Annotated in this window: 16 protein-coding genes; 8 read left to right on the top strand and 8 right to left on the bottom strand. The window is 70.6% G+C overall.

The genetic code is table 11. From position 1 onward, the window contains the following. Nucleotides 1–37: 37 nt before the first annotated feature. From O7623_RS13310 to O7623_RS13300, 3 genes are read right to left on the bottom strand one after another with little or no spacing between them, the layout of a single operon-like run. Entirely contained in the window at nucleotides 38–334 is a 297-nt protein-coding gene (locus O7623_RS13310; protein WP_282228933.1) for a WXG100 family type VII secretion target, read from the bottom strand. A gap of 55 nt (nucleotides 335–389) precedes the next feature. Then, a complete protein-coding gene (locus O7623_RS13305; protein WP_282228932.1) occupies nucleotides 390–1,040 on the bottom strand; it encodes a hypothetical protein in 651 nt (216 codons plus the stop codon). Next, nucleotides 1,040–1,336, bottom strand: coding sequence for a hypothetical protein (locus O7623_RS13300; RefSeq protein ID WP_282228931.1), 297 nt, complete (start codon nucleotides 1,334–1,336; stop codon nucleotides 1,040–1,042). The genes O7623_RS13305 and O7623_RS13300 overlap by 1 nt, the downstream gene beginning before the upstream one ends. A 271-nt stretch (nucleotides 1,337–1,607) precedes the next feature. On the opposite strand from O7623_RS13300, the gene O7623_RS13295 reads away from it, so the two are divergent. Both O7623_RS13295 and O7623_RS13290 read left to right on the top strand, forming a co-directional pair. Continuing rightward, nucleotides 1,608–4,232, top strand: a complete 2,625-nt coding sequence (locus O7623_RS13295) for a toxin glutamine deamidase domain-containing protein (protein ID WP_282228930.1) — start codon at nucleotides 1,608–1,610, stop codon at nucleotides 4,230–4,232. A 53-nt stretch (nucleotides 4,233–4,285) separates the two neighbouring features. Further along, entirely contained in the window at nucleotides 4,286–4,609 is a 324-nt protein-coding gene (locus tag O7623_RS13290) for a YrhB domain-containing protein (protein ID WP_282228929.1), read from the top strand. 287 nt (nucleotides 4,610–4,896) lie between these two features. Here the strand turns inward: O7623_RS13290 and O7623_RS13285 are convergent, their stop codons facing one another. Continuing rightward, nucleotides 4,897–7,638, bottom strand: a complete 2,742-nt coding sequence (locus O7623_RS13285) for a CHAT domain-containing protein (RefSeq protein WP_282228928.1) — start codon at nucleotides 7,636–7,638, stop codon at nucleotides 4,897–4,899. A 165-nt stretch (nucleotides 7,639–7,803) separates the two neighbouring features. Between O7623_RS13285 and O7623_RS13280 the strand changes: the two genes are divergently transcribed. From O7623_RS13280 to O7623_RS13270, 3 genes are read left to right on the top strand one after another with little or no spacing between them, the layout of a single operon-like run. Beyond that, complete coding sequence (locus O7623_RS13280; protein WP_282228927.1) at nucleotides 7,804–9,174, top strand: S8/S53 family peptidase; 1,371 nt, start codon at nucleotides 7,804–7,806, stop codon at nucleotides 9,172–9,174. Further along, nucleotides 9,171–9,863, top strand: coding sequence for a sigma-70 family RNA polymerase sigma factor (locus O7623_RS13275; protein WP_282228926.1), 693 nt, complete (start codon nucleotides 9,171–9,173; stop codon nucleotides 9,861–9,863). The genes O7623_RS13280 and O7623_RS13275 overlap by 4 nt, the downstream gene beginning before the upstream one ends. Continuing rightward, nucleotides 9,838–10,302 carry a hypothetical protein gene (locus O7623_RS13270; RefSeq protein WP_282228925.1) on the top strand — a complete coding sequence of 155 codons (465 nt, stop codon included), beginning with the start codon at nucleotides 9,838–9,840 and terminating at the stop codon, nucleotides 10,300–10,302. Before O7623_RS13275 ends, O7623_RS13270 begins: the two co-directional genes overlap by 26 nt. A 76-nt stretch (nucleotides 10,303–10,378) precedes the next feature. On the opposite strand, the gene O7623_RS13265 is transcribed toward O7623_RS13270, so the two are convergent. The 3 genes from O7623_RS13265 to O7623_RS13255 form a co-directional block, all read right to left on the bottom strand. Then, nucleotides 10,379–11,422, bottom strand: coding sequence for a hypothetical protein (locus tag O7623_RS13265; protein WP_282228924.1), 1,044 nt, complete (start codon nucleotides 11,420–11,422; stop codon nucleotides 10,379–10,381). A 209-nt stretch (nucleotides 11,423–11,631) separates the two neighbouring features. Next, nucleotides 11,632–12,393, bottom strand: a complete 762-nt coding sequence (locus O7623_RS13260) for a DivIVA domain-containing protein (protein WP_282228923.1) — start codon at nucleotides 12,391–12,393, stop codon at nucleotides 11,632–11,634. A 120-nt stretch (nucleotides 12,394–12,513) separates the two neighbouring features. Continuing rightward, nucleotides 12,514–15,894 carry a S8 family serine peptidase gene (locus tag O7623_RS13255; RefSeq protein WP_282228922.1) on the bottom strand — a complete coding sequence of 1,127 codons (3,381 nt, stop codon included), beginning with the start codon at nucleotides 15,892–15,894 and terminating at the stop codon, nucleotides 12,514–12,516. Between the two features lie 1,486 nt (nucleotides 15,895–17,380). Between O7623_RS13255 and O7623_RS13250 the strand changes: the two genes are divergently transcribed. The 3 genes from O7623_RS13250 to O7623_RS13240 all read left to right on the top strand — a co-directional run bounded on the left by O7623_RS13250 (nucleotide 17,381) and on the right by O7623_RS13240 (nucleotide 20,793). Next, the gene (locus tag O7623_RS13250; protein WP_282228921.1) at nucleotides 17,381–18,328 is read left to right on the top strand and encodes a 2-dehydropantoate 2-reductase N-terminal domain-containing protein; all 948 of its coding nucleotides are present in this window, start codon (nucleotides 17,381–17,383) and stop codon (nucleotides 18,326–18,328) included. A gap of 265 nt (nucleotides 18,329–18,593) precedes the next feature. Further along, a complete protein-coding gene (locus tag O7623_RS13245; RefSeq protein WP_282228920.1) occupies nucleotides 18,594–20,072 on the top strand; it encodes a fibronectin type III domain-containing protein in 1,479 nt (492 codons plus the stop codon). Between the two features lie 523 nt (nucleotides 20,073–20,595). Continuing rightward, a complete protein-coding gene (locus O7623_RS13240) occupies nucleotides 20,596–20,793 on the top strand; it encodes a hypothetical protein (RefSeq protein WP_282228919.1) in 198 nt (65 codons plus the stop codon). Nucleotides 20,794–22,442: 1,649 nt separating this feature from the next. Here the strand turns inward: O7623_RS13240 and O7623_RS13235 are convergent. After that, complete coding sequence (locus tag O7623_RS13235; RefSeq protein WP_282228918.1) at nucleotides 22,443–23,351, bottom strand: hypothetical protein; 909 nt, start codon at nucleotides 23,349–23,351, stop codon at nucleotides 22,443–22,445. Nucleotides 23,352–23,399 lie beyond the last annotated feature (48 nt).

Here is a 23,399-nt window from a genome sequence, read left to right as displayed (position 1 = left end):
GCCCGACGGCGGGCGGGCAGGACAGCCGACCTCGGTCCTACTTGCGCAGCGCCTTGGCCAGCTCCTCGTCGGCCTGCTGGAAGGTGTCGGCGGCGGCGGTGAGGTACTTGCCCATCCCCTCCAGCCCTTCGGCCATCTTGGTCGCGCCCTCGTTGAACTCGGTGTACGACTCGTCGAACTGCTTGCTGGAGGAGTCGGTCACGTACCCGCCGTTGACCAGGTTGTTGACCATGCTGCGCAGCTCGACGAGCTTGCTCATGATCTCTTCCTTGCCGCGGGTGAGCCGGTTGGCCGCGTCGCGCATCTCCTGATACGTGACGTTGACGTTCGCCATGTCGGATCCCTTCTGTCTGTCGCCGGTGGCCCACCTCGGGCTCCACCGGTGGCACCTAGGAGACGGCCGGTCGGCCGGTGAACTGGAACGTGCCGGTGACGGCGTCGAAGAGGTCGAACAGTTCGGCCTCCAACGCCAGCACCGGGGAGGTGCCGGTGATCAGGGCGACCTGTTCGGGGGAGGGCCCCGGGAACGGTACGAAGGTCTGCATGACGATCGACCGGACCCAGCCGGCGCCCTCGGGCGCGGTGATGTCCTCCACCCCCCGGGTCCGGGGGACCCGACCGAGGCCGGGCAGCCGCGCCTGCTCCACGTCACGCCAGATGCCGTCGCCGCCCCGGCGGGGGATGCCGGTCAGGTGGGCGGCGACCGCCTCGGCGCCGGCCTGCTCGTCGGGCACCGTCACGATCGAGACGGTGACGGTCGCCGTCAACACCGCCCCGCCGAGTCCTTCCACCATGGTGGCGCAGAACCGGGCACCGCCGTCGTACGCCGCACGGGCCGCCTCGCGCAGCGCGCGGGACAGCGCGGCGCGGTGCGCGAAGAGCTCCGGCACCTCGCGCAGCCGGTTGGTGACCAGGTCGTTGATGGCGTTGTTGCGGACGTCGGGATGCAGCTCCAGCTCGTACCAGTTGGCTGGCACGGTGATCGCGAACCCGGTCGGGGTGGCCGGCGCGGTGGCCTCGTCGGTGCGGACTCCGGTCATCAGCCTGTGCTCTCCCGTAGCTCGCGCGCCAGGTCGTCGTCGACCCCGCGCAGGTTCTCGACTGCCTGCCGGGTTGCTTTGATCAGCCGCTCACAGTTCTTGTCCACCCGGCCCCGGCCGTCGCGCCAGTGCGACTCGAAGTGCGCCAGGGCTCCGTCGACATCCGGTCCACCCAGCTCACCTTCGAACTCGCGCATCCAGGAGCGGGCACTGTCCATGCCGGCCCGGATGGTCTCCAGGTTCGTGGCGAACTCGTCCAACCCCTGCAGGTCGACGGTGAGCCGGTCGGCACTCACGCGGGCCTCCGTTCCGACCGTCGGGTGCGTCCCTCCAGGTGCGTCCGCACGGGTACGTCCGGAGGATTGACGAGGCCAGGGTACCGCTGTTGCACCGCCGTCGGCCAAGGCCCCGGTGCCGCCGGTCGGCCACGCCTGCCGGGTAGTCTCCCGGTCGCAGGCCTGTCGTCGTGTACCGTCCGGACCCAATCGTCGTCAATGTGCGGTCTCAGGTGGTCGTCTGGAGCCGACACACGCGACACTGGACGTCGACGGTGCCCGGGGAGGCGACATGGCGAGACCCACGGACTGGTGGGTGCTGGACCTCGACGGCGACCCTACCCCTGGCGATCCCGCCCGGTTGCGGATGCTCGCCACACGGTTCCACGACTTCGCCGAGACGGCCTACCGGGCGAAGCGGGCCGTCGAGTCGCTGCAGGGTGACGGGGCGGTGCTCACCTGGGTGGGTCTGTCGGGCGACGCGTTCCGTGAGCAGTTCGGCGAGTTCCCCGGCCAGGTGCACAAGCTCTACCAGTCGCATCTCATGGTCGGCGACGCGCTCGACGCCTACGCGCCGGAGCTGGAGCGGGCCCAGGCGATGGCGGACCGGGCGCTGGCCGACGGCCGGCAGGCCCGCGACCGGGTCGATTCCCTCAGTGGGCAGCTCGCCACCGCCGAGTCCGGGTTCACCGCCGCCACCGGCGTCGCGGACCGGTTGCGGCGGGAGAGCGAGGCCCCGGAGGCGCCCGACCCGGACCAGGTCCGGCAGGCGGTGCGCGACGCCGAGGCGGCGCAGCAGCGGCTCGCCGCCGTACGCGGTCAGGCCAACGCCGCCCAGCAGGAACTCGACCTGGCCAAGTCCCTGGCCGAGCAGGCCCGTCAGCTGCGCGACGGCGCAGCCCGGCAGTGTCAACGGGAGATCCACGAAGCGTCCGACGTGGGGATCCAGCCGCGCTCGTTCTGGGAGAAGCTGCGCGACGCGTTCAAGAAGCTCTGGGACGTCATCTGCGAGATCGCCAAGTGGGTGGCGCTGGTGGCCGGCGTGATCGCAATGATCATCGGTGGGCCGCTGGCCTGGGTCGCCTTGGCGGCCGGCGCGATTCTGCTGGTCAAGGCGATAATCGACTTCACCCAGGGGAACGGATCCGTGCTGGATCTGGTCTTCGGCATCCTCGGGGTCATCCCGGGGGTGAAGGGCCTGACCAGCATCTCCAAACTCACTGCCCTCTACAAGGCCGGCGGGGTCAAGGAGATCGCCAAGGCGACGCTCACCGGGATGAAGAACCTGCTCCACGGCATGGTCACCCTGGTCAAGACCGCCGGAGCCGGCGCGGTCACGATCTCCAAGCAGATCGGCCACGGGGCGGCCACCGTCATCGGCACGATCAAGTCCGGCGCGGTCGCCGTCGACGACGCGGTCCGGCAAGGGCTGGCCCGCCTCGGTGAGCTGATGCCGACGCCCGGGCCGAGGCTGGCCGCCGACGGCCCGATCCTCGCCCCGCCGATCATCCCGCCGCCCCGGTCGGTTCCGAGGTCCGGGGCTTCGAACGGTGCCCCCACGGCTGGCGCGCCTGCGCCCGCTGCCAGCACCGCTGGTGCTCCGAAGAGCTTCGCGGACCGGTTCACCGACCTCGACGTGGCCCGTCACCAGCAACTGTCCGCCGACATCGCCCAGGTGCGGTTCAAGTACGCGAACCAGCTGCAGACCGGCATCGCGAAGATCGACGCGGACCACGCCCAGAAGATCAAGGTCGAGACCGCCCGGATCGACGCGGACGCCGCCAACCGGCTGACCGTGGAGCGGACCGCGCTGACCGACAAACTCAACCAGGATCTGGCCGCCGTCCGTCAGCCCTTGGCCCAGGCGGATCAGAACGGGTTGACCATGGCCAACAACGCGCAGCACAACATCAACCAGTACGCCGCCGCAGCACCCGGGGAGTTGCAGCGCTTCAGCAACGACCGCTTCGCGTTCTACCAGCAGGAGGTCAACGCGGGCCGGCTGGACGACGCGACCGCGACGGCCCGCTACAACCAGGAGGTAGACCTCAAGAAGATCGAGCTGGACAACGGCTACCAGCAGATGATCACCCAGCGGCAGGAGTTCATCGACAACTACCACAACGTCGAACGGCCCAACCTGGTGCAGCAGCAGCACGCCGAGGAACTACGGCTCAACAACGAGTTCACCAGGGCCGAGACGGACCTGATCACGCGAGTGGAAGCGGACCGGGTCGCCGAGATCAACGTCGTCACGAATCAGCTCGACGCCGCCCGGGTCAACGAGCTGTCCAACTTGCAGCAGAGCGTGCAGGCCGCCGAGTCAGCGGAGATCATGCAGGTCACCCAGCAGGTGAACAACAGCTTCGACCAGCAGGTCGCTGCCCTGGACAACCAGTTGGCCAACGCCTCCTCGATGACCGTCAACCTGCCCACCCACAAGACCGTCGATCTGATCTTCTCGAACAGTGGCAACGCCGCCGACCTGAACACCTATGTCCAACGGAACTTCGGGTGGATCGATCAGGTGAACCCCAACTTCAAGCCCACCGACGTCAACTGCACACTCTGCGTACAGAGTGTGGACAAGGCCTTCGACACCGGCGGCGCGGTGGTCACCCCGGTGCCGAAGATTCCCACCGTCCGGCCGCTGTCCGACATCGAGGCCAACTACCCACACATGCCGGGCTTTCAGCAGCAGCATTCGATTGAGCACATGCTCGCCCACGTCGACAACCTGCCGAGCGGATCTCGGGGGATTCTCTTCGTCGGACCCGCGAGCGGCAGCGGGCACGTGATGAACGTGGTCAAGGACAGCGCCGGTAGGATCGTGATCGTCGACGGGCAGAGCGGCGGCCTCGGCTTCGTGCCGAGTCTCGGCCCGAAGGACCCGGTGTACTTCATGCAGACACACTGATCGGCAGTCACGTGGACGCCGGGCGAGCAGCCCCGCAGACGAGGACGAGATTCATGGACGTACGACAGGCCCGGGAGCGCGCAGAGGCCAAGCTGGGCGAGGTGCAGGATCCCCAGACGCCGCTGCGGCTGGTCGACCCGGAGGCACCCGTGGACCGCGACTGGTGCTGGCTGTTCCCGTTCAACTCGCAACGCTTCCTGGACTCCGGTGACTTCGGCTCGATGGTGGCCTCCGGCCCGATCGTGGTGAACAAGGACGGCAGCGACGTCTGGGTCGCGAACTCGGGCTTCCCCGTGGAGAAGTGGCTCAACCACTACGCCGCCGACCACGGCTATCCGGCCCTGCCGCTGCCGGAGTCCAAGCCCTTCGGGGGCTGACCCACGGCGGCGACCGTGCCCGGCCTGACGGTCCGGACCGGCCGCGCGGTCCCAGATCCGACGGTACGGCGGCTGGCCGGGCGGCAGCGTCGACCTCCCCCGCCATCGGGAGTCCACGATGCGGCGCAGGCGCACGTGCGCGTGGTCCCGATGGCGCGGATCCCAAGTGCACCCCGGACCTGCCGATCACCGGCCGGTACACGGGCACCGGGCTCGGCCCGTACCGCTGGGGCCCTGCGGTTGCTCGGGCCGGCACCGCGTGGCCGGCACCGGCTGACGCCGCCGTGCTAGCCCGCGCCGAAGCAGACGAAGGCGGCGGCGGTGGCGTGCACCGCGCCGTCGGCGGTGTCCCGGCCGGCCTGGAAAGCCTGCTGGGCGCCGGCGAGCGCCACCGCCGGCCCGTCCCCGGCCCGCATCCGACGGTGCAGTTCCAGCATCAACGCGGTGGTCAGGTCGGCCGGCACCGGCAGCACCGTCGCGATCAGGCAGCGGGTGCCCAGCGCCAGCAGCACCGCCGTGAAACCCATCACCTCGTTGCCGGGGCGGACCCCGGCCAGGCCGGAGTCGCAGGCCGACAGCACGACGACGCCGGGTGGGCTGGTCAGCCGCTCCAGTTCGTAGGCGGTCAACGGCCCGTCGGCCAGGTCCAGCGTCGAAAAGAGCGGGTTGTCCGCCCGGAACCGCCCGTGCGCGGCGATGTGCGCCAGGGCCGCGCCGTTGAGCGCACCGGTCACCGCGTCGGCGGTGGCGGCGGCTCCGGTCAGCAGGCGGGAGCCCGGCAGCGCCGTGGCGAGTTGCCGTACCTCGGTCTCGGCGGCCGGCAGTCTCGGCCCGGCCACCAGCACCGCCGGCCCGTCGGCTGCCGGCGTGTGCGCTCCACCGGTCTGCCGGCCGGCGGCCCGCAGCCAGGCCGTCGCCGACGGCGCCACGGTCACCGCCCGGCCCGCGCAGGTCGGCAGACCCGACCACGGTACGGCGTGCAGCTCGCCGATCGGCACGATCACCAACGGCCGGTCGGTGATCCGGTCGCGTACCGGATCGAACAACTGGCGGTCCAACGCCGCGGCGGTGTGCGCGACCCCGGCCCGCGCGTCGGCGCCGGCCCGTGCCTCGGCCCCGGCGCCGGCCCGTGGGTCGCCACCGTCGCCGGGGGTGACCAGCCGGCGCAGCCCGAACCGGTGCAGCCGGGCCACCCGGATCGCCTCGGCCAGCGGCCCGAGGTCGTGCAGCGTCGGCTGGCCGTCGCGAACCGCTACGGCGAGCAGCCGCTCGCCGTGCGCGACCAGTTCCAGCAGTACGGCGTCGCCGAGCGCGGTGGCGATGTCGGCCACCGCCGGTGGTGCGGACAGTTCACCACCGCCGTTGACCCCTCTGGCCAGTTCCCGGATCCGTTGCTCCAGGCGGGCCTGGCTGCCGCGCAGCGCCTGCACCGGGTTGCCGGCCAGCAGGGCGTCCTCCAGCGCGGTGCTGACCATCCGCAGTTCGGTCAGGGCGGTGGCCAGCTCCGGGTCGGGCGGCGGGGAGACCCGCCGCATCCGCAGCGCGTTGGCCCGCCACCGCTCCGCCCAGACCAGGACCTGCGCCGGTGCACCCCGCCGGATCGCGATGTCCAGCCCTTCGGCGGCCAGCTCCTCGCCGAACGTGGCGCTGTGCGCCCGTAGTTCGGTGGCACCGAGCGAGGCGCGGTGCCCGTCCAGTACGGCCAGGCCGTTGCGCAGCGCCCGGGCCGCGCCGGACTCGTCACCGGCCAGCCGGTGGCGCAGCGCCAGGGCGTACCACCCCTGGGCGCGCCGGGGTGCGGTGCCGCGTCGGCGGGCCTCCGAGGCGACGGTGAGCAACTCGCCGGCCCGACTGTGCCGGCCCAGCGCGACGGCCAGCCGGGCGGCTTCGATCCGGCTGGTCAGCGCCGGCCCGGGCCAGCCGGTGGCGTCGAGCTGGTCGGCGGTGCGCACCATCGCGGCGAGCAGCGCCGCCGACCGGTTGCCCTGGGCGTACCCGGCCCGCAGCTCGACGTGTCGGGCGAGTGTCGCCCAGGCGCGCCGGCCCTGTCTGCGGAACCTGCTGCGGGCCGCCGCGGCGGTGTCGGCCGCAGTGGCCGGGTCACCGGCGAGCAGCGCGGCCCGGGCCTGGGCGAGCAGCGCCTCGGCCAGGTCGGAGGCCATCCCGAGCCGGCGCAGCTCGGTCACGGCGGTGCCGGCGACCGCCACCGCCTCGTCGATCAGCGGTACGGACAGCAGCAGTTCGAAGCGGTCCAGCAGCAGCGCCGGGCGCGGTACGGCGAGCCGGCGGTACTCGGCGTCCACTGTGGCGAAGCAGTGCAGCGCGCCGGCCACGTCGCCGCGTTGGCCGGCGGCGATGCCGCTGTTCCACCGGGCGTCGGCGGCGGCCAGGTCCAGTCCGAGCTGGCTGAAGATGGCGGCGGCGCGGTGCAGGTCGTCGTCGTGGCCCTGATCGGCTCGCCGGTCCCGGTCGGGCTGCCCGTTCGGCGGGCTGCCGGTACGGCTGTCGGCGGGCATGTCGAGGTGGGCGTTGAGCAGTCCCCGGTTGTTGCGGGCGCGTGCCTCCAGCAGCGGGTCGCCCTCCCGTTGGGCGATCTCCACGGCCAGGTCGTAGTCGCGGACCGCCTCGTCGAACCGACCCCGGTAGTGCAGCACCACTCCGCGCTGCATCCGGGCCCGGCCGGCGTCCGCGCCGGTCAGCTGGGGCAGGGCGAGGGTGACCGCCCGTAGCGCGGCGGTGGTCCGACCGGCGCTGGCCAGGACATACCCGAGACTCATCCGGGCGAGTGCCCGCAGCCGGGCGTCGTCTCCGGCGCGGACGGCCCGGCGCAGGTGGCGTGCCGCGCCGGGCAGGTCGCCCAGCTCGCGCAGGGCCAGGCCGATGGCGCGTTCCGCGGTGGACCGGGCCCGGGCGTCCGGTGTGTCGGCGAGCACCTGGTTGGCGATCGAGATGGCCTCGTGCGGGTAGCGCTGGACGGTGTCCAGGGCCCGCTGCGCCAAGTCGACACCGGAATCGGTGCGTTCGGCCATGACAGAGAGAATTCCCCACCTGTGCACCCCTGGTCAATCCCGGCCTCCGGGGGACAGTCACTTAATTGACTTCTAACTATGCTTTGAAATAATCGTGTCGGACCCGTAACCTTCAGTGGTCGCCCTCCGTGGTGTCGACCCCGTCTCCCACCGCCTGGAGGTCAGGTGTCGCCCGACCGCCACCCCGTCGTGCCGGGTTCGCCCGGGCAGATCTCCCGCCGGCGTCTGATGGGGTGGTCCGCGCTGGCCGCCGCGGCGCTGCCGCTCGGGCCGCTCGGGTCGTCCGGGCCTACCGATCCCACCGGGCCCACCGGGTCACTCGAGCCGGTCGACGGCCGTGCCGGTGATCAGGGCGACCGGGGCCTCGACGAGAGCTACCAACGCGCGTTCCAGGAGATCCTGGCCGCCCACCCGGCCGTGCGCAGGTACACCGCCGCCGGCAAGGAGTTCCTCTACCGCCCCCGGCAACTGCTGGTCGCCCCGGCCGACGTCGAACGGGTCCTGACACGGTTGCGGGCCGACGGCCACCAGGTCACGGTGGACGCCGGGTTCGCCCGGGTCAGCCGGCTGCGTTTCCAGCAGGAGACCGCCATCCCGGCCGTGGTCGACAAGTTGCGCGACCCGCGCCAGTGGCCGGACGGGCGGGTGCCGCAGGTGCAGCCACACCACGTACTGCTCGGGTTCGGCAACATCATGGGCAACCCGGGCGGGCCGCCCCGCAGCGCCCCGGCCCTGCCGCCGCCGGACCCGGCCCGTCTCGGCGAAGGAGCCGGCGTCACCGTCGGTATCTGCGACACCGGCATCTGGCGGCAGGCCGGCACCGTGCACCCGGTGTGGCTCGGCGGCAGCTACCTGCCGGAGCCGGACGACGAGGACCCGCTCTACCTCAGCGGCACCCAACTGGCGATGCAGGGCGGCCACGGTACCTTCGTCGCCGGTGTCGTGCGACAGGCCGCACCCGGGGTACGGGTCGACCCGGAGTCCGCCCTGGACGCCAACGGCATCGGCGACGAGGAGGGCCTGGCCGCCGCGATCGGTCGGCTCAGCCCGGAGGTCACCATCGTCAACCTCTCCCTCGGCTACTTCACCCAGGACGACCAGCCGCCGCTGCCCCTGGCCAACGCGCTCGCCGCGCTGCCCGCGACGACAGCGGTGGTCGCCGCCGCCGGCAACGCCGGCACCACCCGCCCGTCCTGGCCGGCCGCGCTCGACCGGGTGCTCGCCGTGGCGGCGGTCGAGGCGGGTGGCAAAGGCCCGGCACCGGCCAGCTACAGCAGCCACGGTCCCTGGGTGGCCGCCAGCGCGTACGGCGATCGGACCAGCACGTACGTCTACGGCCAACTGGTCCTGCCCGGCCAGCCGGTCCTGCCGTTCCAGGGCTTCGCCGCCTGGGCCGGTACCTCCTTCGCCACCGGGCACGTCTCGGGCCGGCTCGCCGCCCTGATGACCGGCACCGGGCTGGACGCGGTGTCCGCCGCGGCGGCCCTGACCGCCGGCCCGGCCTGGCATCCCGACTACGGCGTGCTGGTCGGATGAACCGGCCCGCCACCGCCGGGGGCCACTGCGACGCCAGCGAGGCGGACCCCGGTGAACCCGTCGCGGACCTGGTGTCCGCCGCCGCCGCAGGCGACGAGACCGCCTGGGCCGGCCTGGTCCGCCGCTACGCGCCACTGGTGGCGACGGTGATCCGCCGCCACGGGCTCGATCCCGCCGACGCCGCCGACGTCAATCAGACGGTCTGGCTGCGGCTGGTCGAGAATCTCGGCCGGTTGCGGGAGTCGTACGCGCTGCCCGCCTGGCTGGTGACCACGACCCGCCGGGAGTGCCTGCGGATGCTACGACTCGGTCGGCGCATCCAGCCCTTCGACCCGTACGACGAGTCGGTCGACGCGCACGTCGGAGTGCTGCTACTGGTCGATCCCGCCACTCCCGACGAGGATCTGCTGCGCGCCGAGCGGCGCCAGGCGCTGCGCGACGCGTTCGCCGAGCTGCCAGCGCGGTGCCGAGAATTGCTCACACTTCTCGTCGCCGACCCGCCGGCCAGCTACCGTGAGATCGGCGAACGACTCGGCATGCCGACCGGCAGCGTCGGTCCGACCCAGGCCCGATGCCTGGCCAAGCTGCGCAACTGTGCGGCGCTCGCCGCCTACATCGGCCCCGCACCGAGCGGGGCGGCACCGGGCAACGGAGGTGAACGCGATGCGGCAGTGGTCACCAGACAGTGACGACGCGCTGTTGATCGAGCTCGGTGCCGCGTTGCGCGACTCCGGGCCGGTGTCGGAGCAGTTCATCGACGCGGCGTTGGCCGCGTTCAGCTGGCGGACCGTCGACGCGGAGCTGGCGGTCGCCGAGTTGATCTTCGACTCTGCCTGTGACCGGGAACCGGCCGGGCTGACCCGCTCCGCCGCCACCGACCGGACGATGACCTTCCGCTCCGGTCCGGTGGTCCTGGCGATCGAGGTCACCGCCACCGGCGTCGTCGGCCAGCTCTCCCCGGCCGGTCCCGGCCGGATCAGCGCCCGGACCGCCGCCGGGCAGTACGCCGACGTGCCGGTCGACGAGCTCGGGTTCTTCTCGATGGGCGTACCACCGGCCGGCCCGGTGCAGCTGCGCGCCACCAGCGCGACGTACAAGGTCCGGACCTGCTGGGTCAGCCTGCGCTGACCCGGCAGATCCGGACCTGTCGGAGCGTCAGGTCACGGGTCCCGGACGTGACCTGACGCCCTGCCCGGCACCGTGGCTACCCTTGCCGCTTGCCCACCGTCACGTCGTAGCGGACCCCGCCCAGGTCGGCCCGCTCCTTGCCGGTGATGTCCGGACCGACCTGCGTGACCAGTACGGCGATCGGCTTGTCCGTCGGCGTGGTCGCGGTGAACAGCAGCCGCATGGTCAGCCGCTCGTTGCCGCGCAGCACCAGGTTGTCCAGGCTGGCCTGGCCCGGCTCGACGATCTCGACCTGGTTGCGGCCCGCCTCGCGGATGCCCTTGCCGGCCATGCCACCCTCGACCCAGCGGGCGAACAGCGTCGGCCCGAGATCCACCACCAGGCGCCCACCGGCGGTACGCAGCGGGGCGCCCTCCTGGGCGAAGACCACGCTGTTGCGGGTCGGCTCCCGAAGGACGTTGCCGATGGCGAACGGCCGGACCTCGGTCGGCCCGTTGGGCGCCAGCGCCACCGAGTCCACGTTGCGCCAGGCGATGTTGTTGTTGTTCCGGGTGTTCTGCGGGGTGTCCGGGCCCTCGACGGTCATCGGGTCGTTGGCGGAGATCCACCGGGTGAGCAGGCAGAAGTGCCCCGGCCCGGGAACCCCGTTCCACGGGATCGTGACCGTGGTGACGCCCGGGGCGACCGACACCGAGGTCCAGCCGATCTCGGTCCAGTCGGTGGGCCAGGACGCGCCGCCACCCGGGGTGGTCCGGTAGACGTGCAGTTCGCCCTGCTCGGTCACCGGGTTGCCGTACGGTCCGGGGTTGCGCAGCTTGACGAAGATGTAGTTGGTCTGCCCGATGATCGGGTTCTGGCTGACCGCACACTCCACGGCGGTGTTGCAGACCTTGATGTCCGGGCTCTGCCAGATCGAACCGATGTTGTGCGGCTGGAGCCCGATGTCGGACGCGTTGTCCATCATGTAGACGTCGGCGGCCGTGCTGGTGGCACCGCTGTCGGTCGACCGGTCGAGCGCCGCCGCGCTCGCCGAGGTGACCGGGAGCAGCAGCGCCAGGGCCGCCACGCCGATCAGGGCGAGCGAGGACCGACGTACGCGTGGTGTCAGTCGCGTGGACAAGGTTCCCTCCCGAAGGTAGGAGTGCGGCGACCGGCGTGGTGCCGACGGTCGCCGAGGTGGACACTCATACCGAGCGGGATCGATGCTCAGAAATACCTGGGGTGCGCCGCGCTCGTTGTCAGATGGCGCACATTGGTCCGAAACCAGGACGAGCCAGCCGCCGGCCGCAGGCTACCTGCTGCGGCGGCGCAAGGGCGCTGGGCGACAGCTCAGGATTCGGCGCCGGAGGCATCCGGGTCGTCGACCGGCGTCGCCAGTTCGGCGGCGAGCCCGTCGAGGAACTCGTCCACCTGCCACCGGTCGTATCCGCGCAGAGCGGTCGGGAACCTCGAGTCCCGGATCCTGCCTGCGGCGGTGACCCGCCGCTGGTCGCCCGGAGGCGACGACAGGGCGTCACGGCCCATGCGTATCACCTCGTCGACGGCAGCCGGGTCGTACCCGCGCAGGACCACGGTGAAATCCGGGTCCGCCGCACCGGGCCCGTACGGTACGCGCGCGTCGACGAACCGGTCCCCGGCGTACCGGGTCAGGGCCTCGGCCACCTGGTCGGGCGACTCGACGACGTCGTCGAGGTCGAGCAGCACCGCGCAGCGGCCGTCGTACGCCGTACTGCTGGCGGTCGTCGGCAGACCGACGTCCGCTCCGCCGGCGGGCGCCAGGAGCAGCCGCGGTGACGGCCGGTCGCCGCCGCCCGCGCCCGCCGAGGGCTGGTCGAGCACGACCGCCGCGACGTCGGTCCACGGTACCGAGCGGGTGGCACCGCCGCTTCCGAAGGTCAGGCCGTCGGGCCCGATCCGGAACCGGAACGGCCGGACCGTGCGGACGGTCAGTACGCCGAGGAGGGCCGCCCCGCCGACCCACAGCAGGATCCGGATCGGCCAGCCGATCGGCAGGCACAGCAGCACGATCGCGCCGGCGAGGGCGACGGCGACACCGATGACGAGACCGCCCCGTCGCTTGTGGAGCTCCACGTGGTCCTCCTGAGTTCGGCTCGCGTAACCCGGCCGGCGCACATGGTAGGAGGCATCGACAAGGCCGCGCCGCCCGGTCGGGTGGACCGGACGGCGCGGCGGGGAACCGGCAGGCGGCGGTCAGCCGTCGGTCAGCCGGTAGACCCGGATCACCGTCTGCTCGACGGTGTTGCCCTGCTTGTCGGTGACGGCGGTACGCAGGGAGACGTAGCCGTCCTCGACCGCCGGGTGGTGGACCTTCGCCACCCAGCCCTCGCCCTTGGCGTCGACCTTGGCCGGATGCCAGGTGGCGCCGTCGTCGTAGGAGACCTGCGCGGTGACCTTCGTCGGCTCCACCGGGGCGCCTTCGTTGCCGACGACCCGCAGCGGGACGGCGAACCGGCGGCCGGCCGGGGCCGCGAAGTCGTGGTCCAGTTTCGGCTCGTGTTTCACCACCATGATCGGCAAGTGCTCTCTGTCGTCCCCGGCGGGCTGCCCGGACCGGAAGGTCCATGCCAGGTCGACCTCGGTGGCGAGGTCGCTGATGCTGCGCCGGGCCGAGACCTCCAGGCGGTACGCCGCCGGCTCCGCCGGCACCTCGAACAGGCCGAAACCGCCGCCCTCGTCGATCAGTTCCTCGACCAGTTCACCGTCGCGGTAGAGCGCCGTCCGCGAGGCGTCCACGACCGGGTATCCACCGTGGCCGCCCGCGTCGCCGTAGAGCGCAACATTGACCACGATCAGGTCCTCGATCCGTACGGCCTGCTCGAGCACGTTCCCGGTCCGCAACAGGACCGGGCCGTACGGCGCCTCGTTCCAGCGGTCCCGGTAGGTCCGGCCGGCCTCGTACCGCTGCAGCCCGGCGAAGAGCCCGCCCCGGAACTCCCCGACCGGATCCTCCTCGGAGACCTCCATGAACAGCAGCTCACCGGCCCAGCCGACCCCGGGGCTGTAGTAGCCGGTCCACCGTCGGGGAACCTCCACCGGCATGCTGAAGTGCAGCTCGTCGATCCCGTCGAATACGGCGGTCGCGGACCAGCCGAGGGTGTTGCCGGCCGGTTCGCCCCGCACCTCGTGCCGGACGGTGGCGAGGTCACCCTTGCGGATGTCCCGCTGGTACCCGGTGGGTAGCCGCCCCGCGAACCCTTCACCCAGGTGGTAGGAGTACGGGCTGCCGGTGAATCCACCGTCGCCGTCCGGCCTGGCCCACCGGTGCAGGAGGAAGCTGTCGAGGTGGTCGTGGGCCCGGTCCCCGCCGAGCTGGGCCGTGTAGACGCCGCCGAAGTCGTCGGCCGTCGTGGTGATCGACAGTGGTGACCCTGCGTCCGGCTTGATCGCCATCCCCACCTGCACGTACATGGGCCGGGCGGTGCGGTCCGGCACGGTCACCGCGACCGGCCGGCCGGCCCGGGCGTCGAAGGTGACACTCGTGTCGCGGGTCAGCTCGATCTCCGGCTGGGTCAGCAGGGTGCTGCGCGACGCCCCGTCGACCTCGTCGACGACCCCCGCGACGGCGTACCGCCCGGTCGGCAGCCGGATCGCGTCCGTACTCTCGACGATCCTGAGGTCCGCAACGTCGATCCCTGCGGCCACGGTCCAGTACTCGTCGGCCGGCTGGCCGGTCGAGTCCAGATGGGTCACCGTCAGGTCGTAGCTTTCCACCTCCCGGTACACCCCGACCGCGACGACCGTACGGGTCTGCCCGGCCGTGGCGATCAGGTGCCCGCTGAAGTAGCCGTCCAGGGCCTCCACGCTGGTGTCCGCGGTGACCGGCACCTCGACGGTGCCGCCGGCCGCGACGGTGACCTGCGGCGCAGCCGTGGTGAACATGCCGTCCGGGGCCGGGTTGCCGTCCGGGCCGGTGACCTCGAAGGCCAGGTCGAGGGTGACCGGTTCGGTGCCGTCGTTGCGCAAGGTCAGCGTCCGGGTGATCGGCTCGTCGTCGTGGTGCGGCCAGAGGACCCGGCCGTAGGAGACACTCGGCGGGTCGGCGGTCACCGTCTGACCGATTGCCCGCGCCACGTCGACCAGGCCGGCACCCTGCTCGTACGCGGTAGTGTCCGGCTGCGGCGCGGCCGCACCCATCAGGGTCGCCTTCAGGCGGGTGGCGTCCCACTGCGGCTGCTGCTGGGCCAGCAGCGCCGCCGCACCCGCGACATGCGGCGCGGCCATCGAGGTGCCCCGCTCGGCGACGTAGTGCTCGCCCACCGGAACGCCCATGATGCCGCCGTCGGCCCGGGCCGCGACGATCCCGACCCCCGGTGCGGTGACGTCGGGCTTGACCGCGTCGTCGCCGACCCGCGATCCACGACTGGAGAAGTCGGCCAACGAGCCGTCCCGGTCCACCGCCCCGACGGTCAGGGCCGCGTCGGCGCTGCCCGGCGAACCGAGCGTACGGTCGCCCGGTCCGTCGTTGCCGGCGGCGACGACGAACAGCGCGCCGGTCTGCGCGGTGAGGGTGTCGACCGCCTCCTCCATCGGGTCGATCTCCGGCCCGTCCGCGCCGCCGAGACTCATGTTGACGATGTCGGCCTGCTTGTCCACCGCCGCCCAGTGCATCGCGGCGAGGATCGCCGACTCGTCGCAGAAGAGGTCGCAGACTTTCGCGGAGACCAGCTCGGCGTCCGGGGCGACACCCCGGTACCGGCCGTCGGACGCGGCGCCGCTGCCGGCGATGATCGAGGCGACGTGGGTGCCGTGCCCGATCCGGTCGACCGGACTTCCGTCAGCCATGAACCCCCGCGCCTCGACCAGCGCGTCGGTCAGGTCAGGATGGGTGGCGTCCACGCCGCTGTCGATGACCGCGACGGTCACCCCCTTGCCGGTGAGTCCCGCTTCGTAGGCCGCCGGGGCACCGATCTGCGTCACCCCCCGGTCCACCGCCAGTTTGCGGCGGCCGTCGAGCCAGATCCGCTCCAGTCCGGGTAGTCCGGTGGCGCCCGAGCGGGCCGCCGGCTGCCCGGCCAGGTCCTCCCAGACCTGCGTCAGGTCGTCCTTGTCGGCACTGACCGCAGCACCCCCGATGGCGGGTAGATCCCGATCGACCTGCACGTCGTCGGGCAACGGCGCACCGCCGCGTCGGGCGGCGGCACCGTCGGGGTAGGCGACGATCATCGGCAACCGGTCCCGGGCCGCGTCGTCGTAGCCGTACTCGATCAACCTGGTGACGTTGAACAACCGCCGGTCCAGCCGGCCGGCGCCGACCAGGGCCAGCGCGTCCACCGGGACGACGTGCACCTCACCGTCGATCTCGTACGTGCGGAACCGCATGCTGGTGCGGTCGGCCGCCGGCTGGACGGTCAGCTCGCCGGTAGGTGCGACCGTGACCCGATCCCCGGTGATCAGCGTGACCGTGGTCTGCCGGCCCGCCGAGCTGCCGGCCGCGCCGGTGCCCGCCAGCCCCGCAACCGGCCCGCCGGCCGCGTCGGTGCCCGCGCCGGGCGCGGCCCGACCGGGTTGTCCCAGGCCGAGCACGAGTACGGCGGCCAGCCCGGCCGCACCGAGTCTCTTGTGTCTACTCACCAAACCCCCAAACGACGGTGTACCTGTCACTCAGAGGACGGTCCCGATCGGCGACCGTGGTTCCTGCTTGGCTGCTTTCCTAGGGATTTCGGCGGATAAGTCGGGCCGGCGCGCTCCCGGGAACTGGCCGGGCTTGCGCAGCCCAGGAACCGTACTGGTGCGCTGCGGCGGGGCGCCGCATCCACACCGCGTGACGCGGTGCGGTCGTTGCGTCGACGCTCTGGCGAGGAGGGTGGGTCGTGGCCGTACCCCAGCGAAAGGCCGTTCCGCTGCGCCGAACCCGGGGCTACCGGCTTGCCGTGTGGGCCCTTCGCTGCCATCCGGTCGCCCTGCGGTGCTCGGATTCACCGGAACGATCATGCTGTACGCGGGCGGGCTGATGCCGCGTGACATCAACCGCCGGCAGGCGATGGTGGGCATGCTGTGGCGAGACGCCGTGAGACCTCTCGGACGACGCTGACCGCCGGCGGCGGAGTTGCGCGTATATCGCTGGGAGAGTGTGACCGCCGCCCCGTACCGTGGGACCTTGGGGCGTCGTCAGGATCGGATCCGACGTGAACTCGGGTCGTTCATGAGGGCGTACGGCCGTGTGGCGGCGGGAAACGGTAGCGATCCGAACGACCGTCACTACAGTCGCAAGCTTGAAGCGGAGATCAAGCGGATGAGGCCAGAAGAGCTCGATCGCCTGCTCCGCGACGAGGACGTTGCTGACAGCCCTGGGGAGTGACTGAACTTTGGTCCGCACCCTGCGCCAGCTGTGCCGAGCGGCAGGGGCCGGCAGGCCCGGCACCGGCAGGGATGCCCGCTGTCACGGCACTACACGCCGGGTCCAACAGACTTCGTCCTAGATGGGCATTTCAAGGTTGCGGTCGACGATCTCTTGTCTCGGCCCGAGTGCGCAGCTCGATGCGTAACCCGACGATTCCGTAGGCTAGGAACGGGAACGCGACCAGGAGCAATCCGCAGGCTGCAGTGAGCAACCACTGCATGATCAAGTTCCACTGCTCCTGTTCGGCGGCTGGATCACGCCAGGGCGGCTGAGGTTCAAAAAGGACCGGAGCGCAGCAGGAGGCCACTGTGGCCGAGGTGAGCAGCAACGTGCCGAGGATGAGGGCGAGGCGCGGCCGAGACATCCTCCGCATCCTTGCAGGATCCGGCGTACCGGTCGAATCGTCGGCGCACACCAGCTCAGTGGCCGCATCAGCTGGTAGGTGCTGACGGTGGTGGAGGACTACGACGCCTGGCAAGGACCGTTGACCGCGCTGAACAGTGCTGTGCCCCCCGGTGTGCGTTGCCCCTTGGTTCGACGCGACCTGGCCGTCGCCGTGGGAGACCTGCACGGTGCGCTTCGTCGGCTCGACTGGAGGCAATCGGGGCCGGGACCGCCGGAGCGCGGCCGCCGATCACGTCCCCCGGTTGACAAGTGGAGACTGTCTCCATATTTTGAATATGGAGACAGTCTCCGATTATCGGGCATGAGGTGCGCGTGAAGATCTTGATGTTCGGCCGAGGCGTGATCGCCGCGGCGTACGGGTGGGCCCTGGAACGGGCCGGGCACCACGTCGAGTTCTACGTCCGGCCGGGGCGGGCGGCGGCGTACGGAGATCTCGTCGATCTTGATCTGCTCGACGCGCGGCGGCGGCCGTGGGGAAAGCGGGTCACCGAGAGATGGGCGGTCCGCTACCGCGAGTCGCTGGAGCCGGACCACGACTTCGATCTGATCGTGCTGAGCGTGCAGCACTACGGCTTCGCGGAGGCCGCTGCCTTCCTGGGGTCGCGCGCAGGCGGGGCCACGATACTCGTCTTCAACAACCTGTGGGTCGAGCCGCTGACCGCGACAGAGGACCTCCCCGCCGACCAGATCGCCTGGGGCTTTCCCGGCGCCGGCGGCGGCTTCGGCGACGACGGTGTGCTGCGCGGAGCGCTGCTGCCCATGGTCTTCTTCGGCACTCTCGACCGGCCGCCGACCGAGCGAGAGCGGGCCGTACGCCAGGTGTTTCGCGAGGCGGGGTTCAGGATCCAGGAGAACTCCGACTTCCGAGGCTGGCTGGCCCTCCACTTCGTCCAGAACGCCGGCCTGCACACGCAGAGCCTGAAGCTGGGCTCCCTGTCCGGACTGACGACGGGCCACGTACGCGAGGCGGTCCTCGCCACCCGCGAGCTGCTGCCGCTCGTCGAGGCCCGTGGCGTCGATCTGCGGCGGCATCGGAAGGAGTTGCTGCCGTTCCGGGCTCCCATCTGGCTGGCGGCACCGGCACTCGCCTGGCTGTTCGGCCGTTTCCCGCCGTCGCGGGTGGTGATGGAAGCTCACGCCAACCCCGAGGAACTGCGCGCGGTCTGCCGCGACACCCTCGCGGAAGCGCGCCGGCTGGGCGTGCCGGTGCCCCGGCTGGAAGCGGCCGAGCTCTACTTCACCGGCGAGAGAACGATCTAGCGGTCGTCGTGCATCCTCCTGATGTCGAGCGCGGCAGGCGACTCGGCGGAGGAGGAACTCAACGACCTCCTCACCGACGTGTACGCCTCCCGTTTCCTGCCGGGGCCACCCGTCCGACGAACTGGAACCAGCGAAACGGGCGGGGCCCGCCTGGTGGGGCGACCACAGGAAAGGACCACCCGCGCTTGACACGGAGTCGCCGCACCAGTTCTCTTATGAGATCGATTGAAATCGATCGCAGGTTGGCATCAATGGAGGAACAGTCGTGCGTATCCCGCCCCGCTGGTGCGGCGCCGCCGCACTCGTCGCCGTCATCCTGCTCGGTGCATCCCCCGCCGCCGCGCAGTACGGCGGATCGACCGACCCGGCGACCCCGACCGCGCTCTGGGCCAGCACCAACGGCACCGCGATCAGCCTGACCTGGCAGCAACCGCCCACCGGGCCACGGGTCCACTCCTTCCGGGTGTACGAGGGCGGAGAGGTGGTCGCCCGCACCAGCACCACGTCGGCGACGATGAACGTGCCCTTCGGTTCGTCGCACGCGTACACCGTCACCGCCGTCGACCGGCACGGGCGGGAGTCGGCGCCGACCGACCCGGTGACCGGCCGCTCCTGGCTCTCCGGGGTCAACCCGGAGTGCCTGCCGACCCCGACCTTGCCGATCACCGTCACCGCCGTCACCGCGTCGGCGGTCTCGCTCTCCTGGCCCCGGCACCCGCTCGGCGGCGAACTGGAACTGCGGGTGGACGGCGTCAGCCTGGGCTGGACGTCGCTGACCAGCGCCCGGGTCGGCGGTCTGGCACCCGCCACCGATCACCAGATCCGACTCTACCGGCTCAACCAGTGCGGTCCCGGATCCACCGAACCGGTCGGCTCGACCAGCGTCATGACCGCCGCCGGCGATCCCGCGCGGCCCGCCCCGCCTGCCGGACTCACCGTCACCGGGCGCACCGACAGCACCATCAGCCTGGCCTGGACCGCGCCGGCCGGACCGCCGCCGGCCCGGTACGCGGTCTACGCGGGCGGCACCCGGGTCGCCGTCACAGTCGGCACCACGGCCACCGTCCAGCGGCTCTTCCACGCCACCTGGCACCGCTTCACCATCGGCGCGCTCGATTCCGCCGGCAACGAGTCGACGCACAGCCCAGCGGTGTCGGCCAGCACCGAGACCTGCCTGAGCAGCCCGCCCCGGCCGGTCGGGCTGACGGCGACCGCGCTCTCACCGTCGTCGGTGCGGCTGGACTGGACCTTCGACGCCACCGCCACCTCGTACACCATCTGGGACGGTGACACGGCGGTCGCCACCTCCCGCTACCCGGAGACGGTCGTCTCCGGTCTGCCGTCCGCGTCCCGGCACGTCTACCGGGTCAGCGCGACCCTGCCCCAGTCTTGCGGCGAGACTCCGCGCTCCGCCCAGGTGCGGGTCACCACCGCACCCGGTCCCGCCGCCCGGCCGGCGGCACCGGCGTCGCTCGAGGTGACCGGCAACGCCCCCGGCAACTGGCCCACCGACGCCCGGCTCACCCTGGCGTGGTCCGCCTCCACCGGAGGCGAGCCGGCCGTCAGCTACCGGGTGTACGAGGGCGCGACCGTCGTCGGCGCGACCGACGGGACCGGGCTGACGCTGGCGGTGGGCGGGGCGACCTGGCACACGTACACGGTGGTCGCCGTCGATGCCGCCGGCAACGAATCGGCGGCGAGTCCGTCGGTGACCGCGCAGGGCATGTTCTTTCCGCCGCCGTAGGGCAGGCGACGCCGCCCAAGGCGGCCGCGGTTTGGGTGGCCGCCCCCCGCCAGCCGCGCGTTCGGCCGTAGCCGGGGGGAGTCTCTGCTGATCACGCCGTGATCAGGCACGCCGCTCGGCGGAAGCTAGTGGAGCTTCGGTCTCCCACGAACGCGAGGCGGCTGATGGAAGCCGTCGCCCGGAACCGAGTAGGCGGTGAGGCGGGTCGATGACGAACACCGCCTCGTGTACGGGCCGACGAGAAGGAAGTGGAGATCATCAAGGCCCGGTATCACTACAGCGACTGACCGGCACTGCAGAGTTCGGTGATGTGCCCCCGGCAGGATTCGAACCTGCGACACACGGTTTAGGAATGGATTTCGGATCAGATGGCGTCTGGGGCGCTGACCTGCGGCTGCGCGGCAAACGCAGCCACCGACGTTCAAGATCAGTCCGCGCATAGTCCGTGACGCGGGTGACCCTGCCTTCGGGTCCGGTGGGGGAGTATGGGATCTGGTCGAGAGCCGCGAGGAGGTGAGCCGTGATGTCGAGCAACGCTGAGCAGATGTCCGAGTGGCCGACCGCTGAGCACGTGCCGGCTGAGGAGTTGGCGCGTCGTCAGGGCGTGCACCCGGTCGCCTCCGTCGACGACCTTGCCCGGCCGGACCTGTTCGAGTCGGATGAGGAGTTGGATGACTTCCTCACCGACCTGTGCGCCTCCCGTCGAGCTGGGGCCGCCTGAGTCTGGTCGTCCCGGATACCGACAACGCTGCCCCACCTGTCAACGCATCGCCGACCAGCGGTCGCGGCTGGCCGGTACCGTGCGGGTTACCGCCCCGGCCTTGGGGCCGGGGCGGTTTGCCGTCGCGGCGGCTTCCCGCGACCTGGACCACGTTGACCGGTGGCAAGCCGCGAAGCGGCGCGGCAGCGATCGCCCCCGACCTCGGCGGCGGTCGACCACCCCGGCGATCGTCATGGCCGTTGTAGCATCACCTGGTGTCGCGTCCAGGGGAAGCCGATCCCAACTTCGCCTCGTATGGAGATGTCGCGGCGGAGCGGGCAGAGTACTGGGCCCGTGCCCGGGAAGCGGGGTTGTGGTATCTCGGCTTGGCCGAGCACACCAAGCGGGCAATGCGGGAGTACGAGATCCGTTGCCCGGTTAGCGGGTGTAGCTTGGCTGAGGTGGCACGTCTGCCGCTGGAGATGGGTGGCTATCGATACCTCTTCCTAGGCTACAAGGTAAGGTACAGAACCACTGCTGGGTTTCTTAACTGGGTCTTCTCCAATGACTTGAGTGACCCGATGGTTTGGTGGCCTGTCGGTTGCCGGCACGGTCAAGCTAAGCTCGAACGAGCCTGGCTGCTCGACGTTGTGATGTTCGTTGATGGTTGGCACGCCCAGGCGGAGTCTGTCGAGGAGCTTCGCGCCCACGCCTCCGACGCTGTCAGGGCGGGCCTAGCTCGGCGCGTGTTTCATCCAGAGCCGGCGGTGTGGCGACCAAAGCCAAAGCGGGTAGCTGGTACCATCGAACCACAAGTTGACAAGAACCCGGCCGCAAGCTGACGTGTGTGCCTGACTTCAGAGGTTTCTGAGGTCGCCCGTCGTGGCCGCTCGGGGATGGGTACCGGGAGACGAGCCCCGAAGGGTTTGTTTACCGTGCCTGAGTTCGTCCATGTTCTAGTTCCAGCTCTGATGCTTCCTGCGATCACCGCGCTGTTCGGCTACCTCCGTCACCGCGCCTACTTGAAGACCGCGCAGCAAATCTGTGATCGCCATGGTCCTGATGCGCTCAAGATCTTTCTCGCTTCACCTGCCGTCAGGAGCCAGACCAGCTTGCCGTATCGGTCACGCTAGTCGCGGATCTCCTCGTTGGTCGGTGCCTGCCCCCGGCGAGGAGATCTCCCGATCGATCTCTGAGGAGAGCTGAGGCTCGGGGCAGAGCCTCGAATTCGTCAAGGTCTTGTTCTCGCTCAGCGTTGCCGGCCGGCTCGGCCGATGCCGGCCGGAGGCCGCCAGCAGGCCGAGCCGGCCGGCGCGCCGCGCTTGCGCGGTGCCTTGATCCAGAAGAGAACGTCTCGGCAGTGGTGAGGCAAAGCCGCCGCATCTCTGCCGGCGGCCGTGACCTATCGCTTGTAAGCTCTGTGCATCGCGTACATGCACGTCCGGGACCGGCTGCACGCTCGGAACTTCGTCCGTGCCGGTGCTCCTCAGCGCGCTGCCGTTCGTTGTGGGTTGCTGTCATCGCTGCTGTCGGCAGCCATTCCGCCGCCATCCCAGACCTACCCGGGCTGAGGGAGCCCGGCCGCCGGTAGAGGGCCCGCTGCACCTCTCTTCTGCTGGCCGAGTCAATGGCCGGAGGGAGGCTGGCCTCCCTCCGGCCACGATCGATTCCTAAGAATCGGGTTCGGACTCCGTGCGGTCGACGGCGGCCTCACCTGCGAGGATGGCCTCGTCCTCGTCGTCGATTGCCAACGCTTCACCGCCGTCGATAAAAAAGTGGTGCTTGTTGGATTCGGCCAGATACTCCGTGAGGGACTGCCTAGCCCTCGCCATAGTGACGTAGTAATCGCGGAAGCGCTGCGAGACCCGCTCGGCCACCTCAGCATTTGGCGGAATTGGCATTCGGATTTCGAAGTAGCGCTTGCCGACGTCCTCACGATTAGTCTGCATGAAGATCACGCGTTTCCACTGGTCGCGGACAATCTTCAGCGTGAATGCCCATAGTAGATAGAATGGGTCGAAGTATGCGTTAGGCCCGGGCCGTACGACGATCACCTCCTTCGTCACGACCAGCTGTTCTTGGCCAGGCATAAGGACGCAGAAGTCTCCGATGTTTTTCGACGTTCGCTCAGGGCACACAAGGTCGAACGCAGCAAGCCCAGAAGACTTGCCGCGCCAGAAAAGACGCTCAGCCACAGAGCGCGGAACGCGGTTGGTTGGGTTGATGTTGACAGTGCCCGCTCGTAAATCTGAGACCTTGATGTAAGGGATGTCGCCTACCCGCTGCTCCTGCTTTGGGCTGCCATGTCCTCCTCGAACCTCCAGAAACCCGTTCGCAACCATGTCGCCGATCGCCATCTCGGTAAACCCCGAGAACTCGGGGTCGTCCCGAAGGGCGTTTGCAAAGTTCTCCTCGTATCGTCGGTCGTAATATGCGGGAACGGCGGTCCTTGCCGAAACTAATGAGGCATCGATAAACCGGAGCGTATCTGTTTCTTTTCCGGCGGCAAGTGCTTTCATGTCCTCGAGCAGTTTGTCGTTGATCGCATCGACCATCTCGCCCGTCTCCGGGTCCTGCACTCGGACCCGCCTCCCCGTTTCCGGATCCACTAAGGGTAGGAGTCGGCC

Source organism: Solwaraspora sp. WMMD791 (genome assembly GCF_029581195.1).
In the GTDB taxonomy this organism is placed as follows: domain Bacteria; phylum Actinomycetota; class Actinomycetes; order Mycobacteriales; family Micromonosporaceae; genus Micromonospora_E.
The sequence above is the reverse complement of the archived record's forward strand: the minus strand, read 5'-3'. Positions and strand labels throughout refer to the sequence as shown.

What these genes read in the sequence shown, in the direction of transcription:
- O7623_RS13270 (WP_282228925.1), top strand. Translation starts at nt 9,838, where the DNA reads ATGCGGCAGTGGTCACCAGACAGTGACGACGCGCTGTTGATCGAGCTC.
- O7623_RS13305 (WP_282228932.1), bottom strand. Translation starts at nt 1,040, where the DNA reads ATGACCGGAGTCCGCACCGACGAGGCCACCGCGCCGGCCACCCCGACC.
- O7623_RS13310 (WP_282228933.1), bottom strand. Translation starts at nt 334, where the DNA reads ATGGCGAACGTCAACGTCACGTATCAGGAGATGCGCGACGCGGCCAAC.
- O7623_RS13285 (WP_282228928.1), bottom strand. Translation starts at nt 7,638, where the DNA reads ATGGCCGAACGCACCGATTCCGGTGTCGACTTGGCGCAGCGGGCCCTG.
- O7623_RS13275 (WP_282228926.1), top strand. Translation starts at nt 9,171, where the DNA reads ATGAACCGGCCCGCCACCGCCGGGGGCCACTGCGACGCCAGCGAGGCG.
- O7623_RS13290 (WP_282228929.1), top strand. Translation starts at nt 4,286, where the DNA reads ATGGACGTACGACAGGCCCGGGAGCGCGCAGAGGCCAAGCTGGGCGAG.
- O7623_RS13295 (WP_282228930.1), top strand. Translation starts at nt 1,608, where the DNA reads ATGGCGAGACCCACGGACTGGTGGGTGCTGGACCTCGACGGCGACCCT.
- O7623_RS13240 (WP_282228919.1), top strand. Translation starts at nt 20,596, where the DNA reads ATGTCGAGCAACGCTGAGCAGATGTCCGAGTGGCCGACCGCTGAGCAC.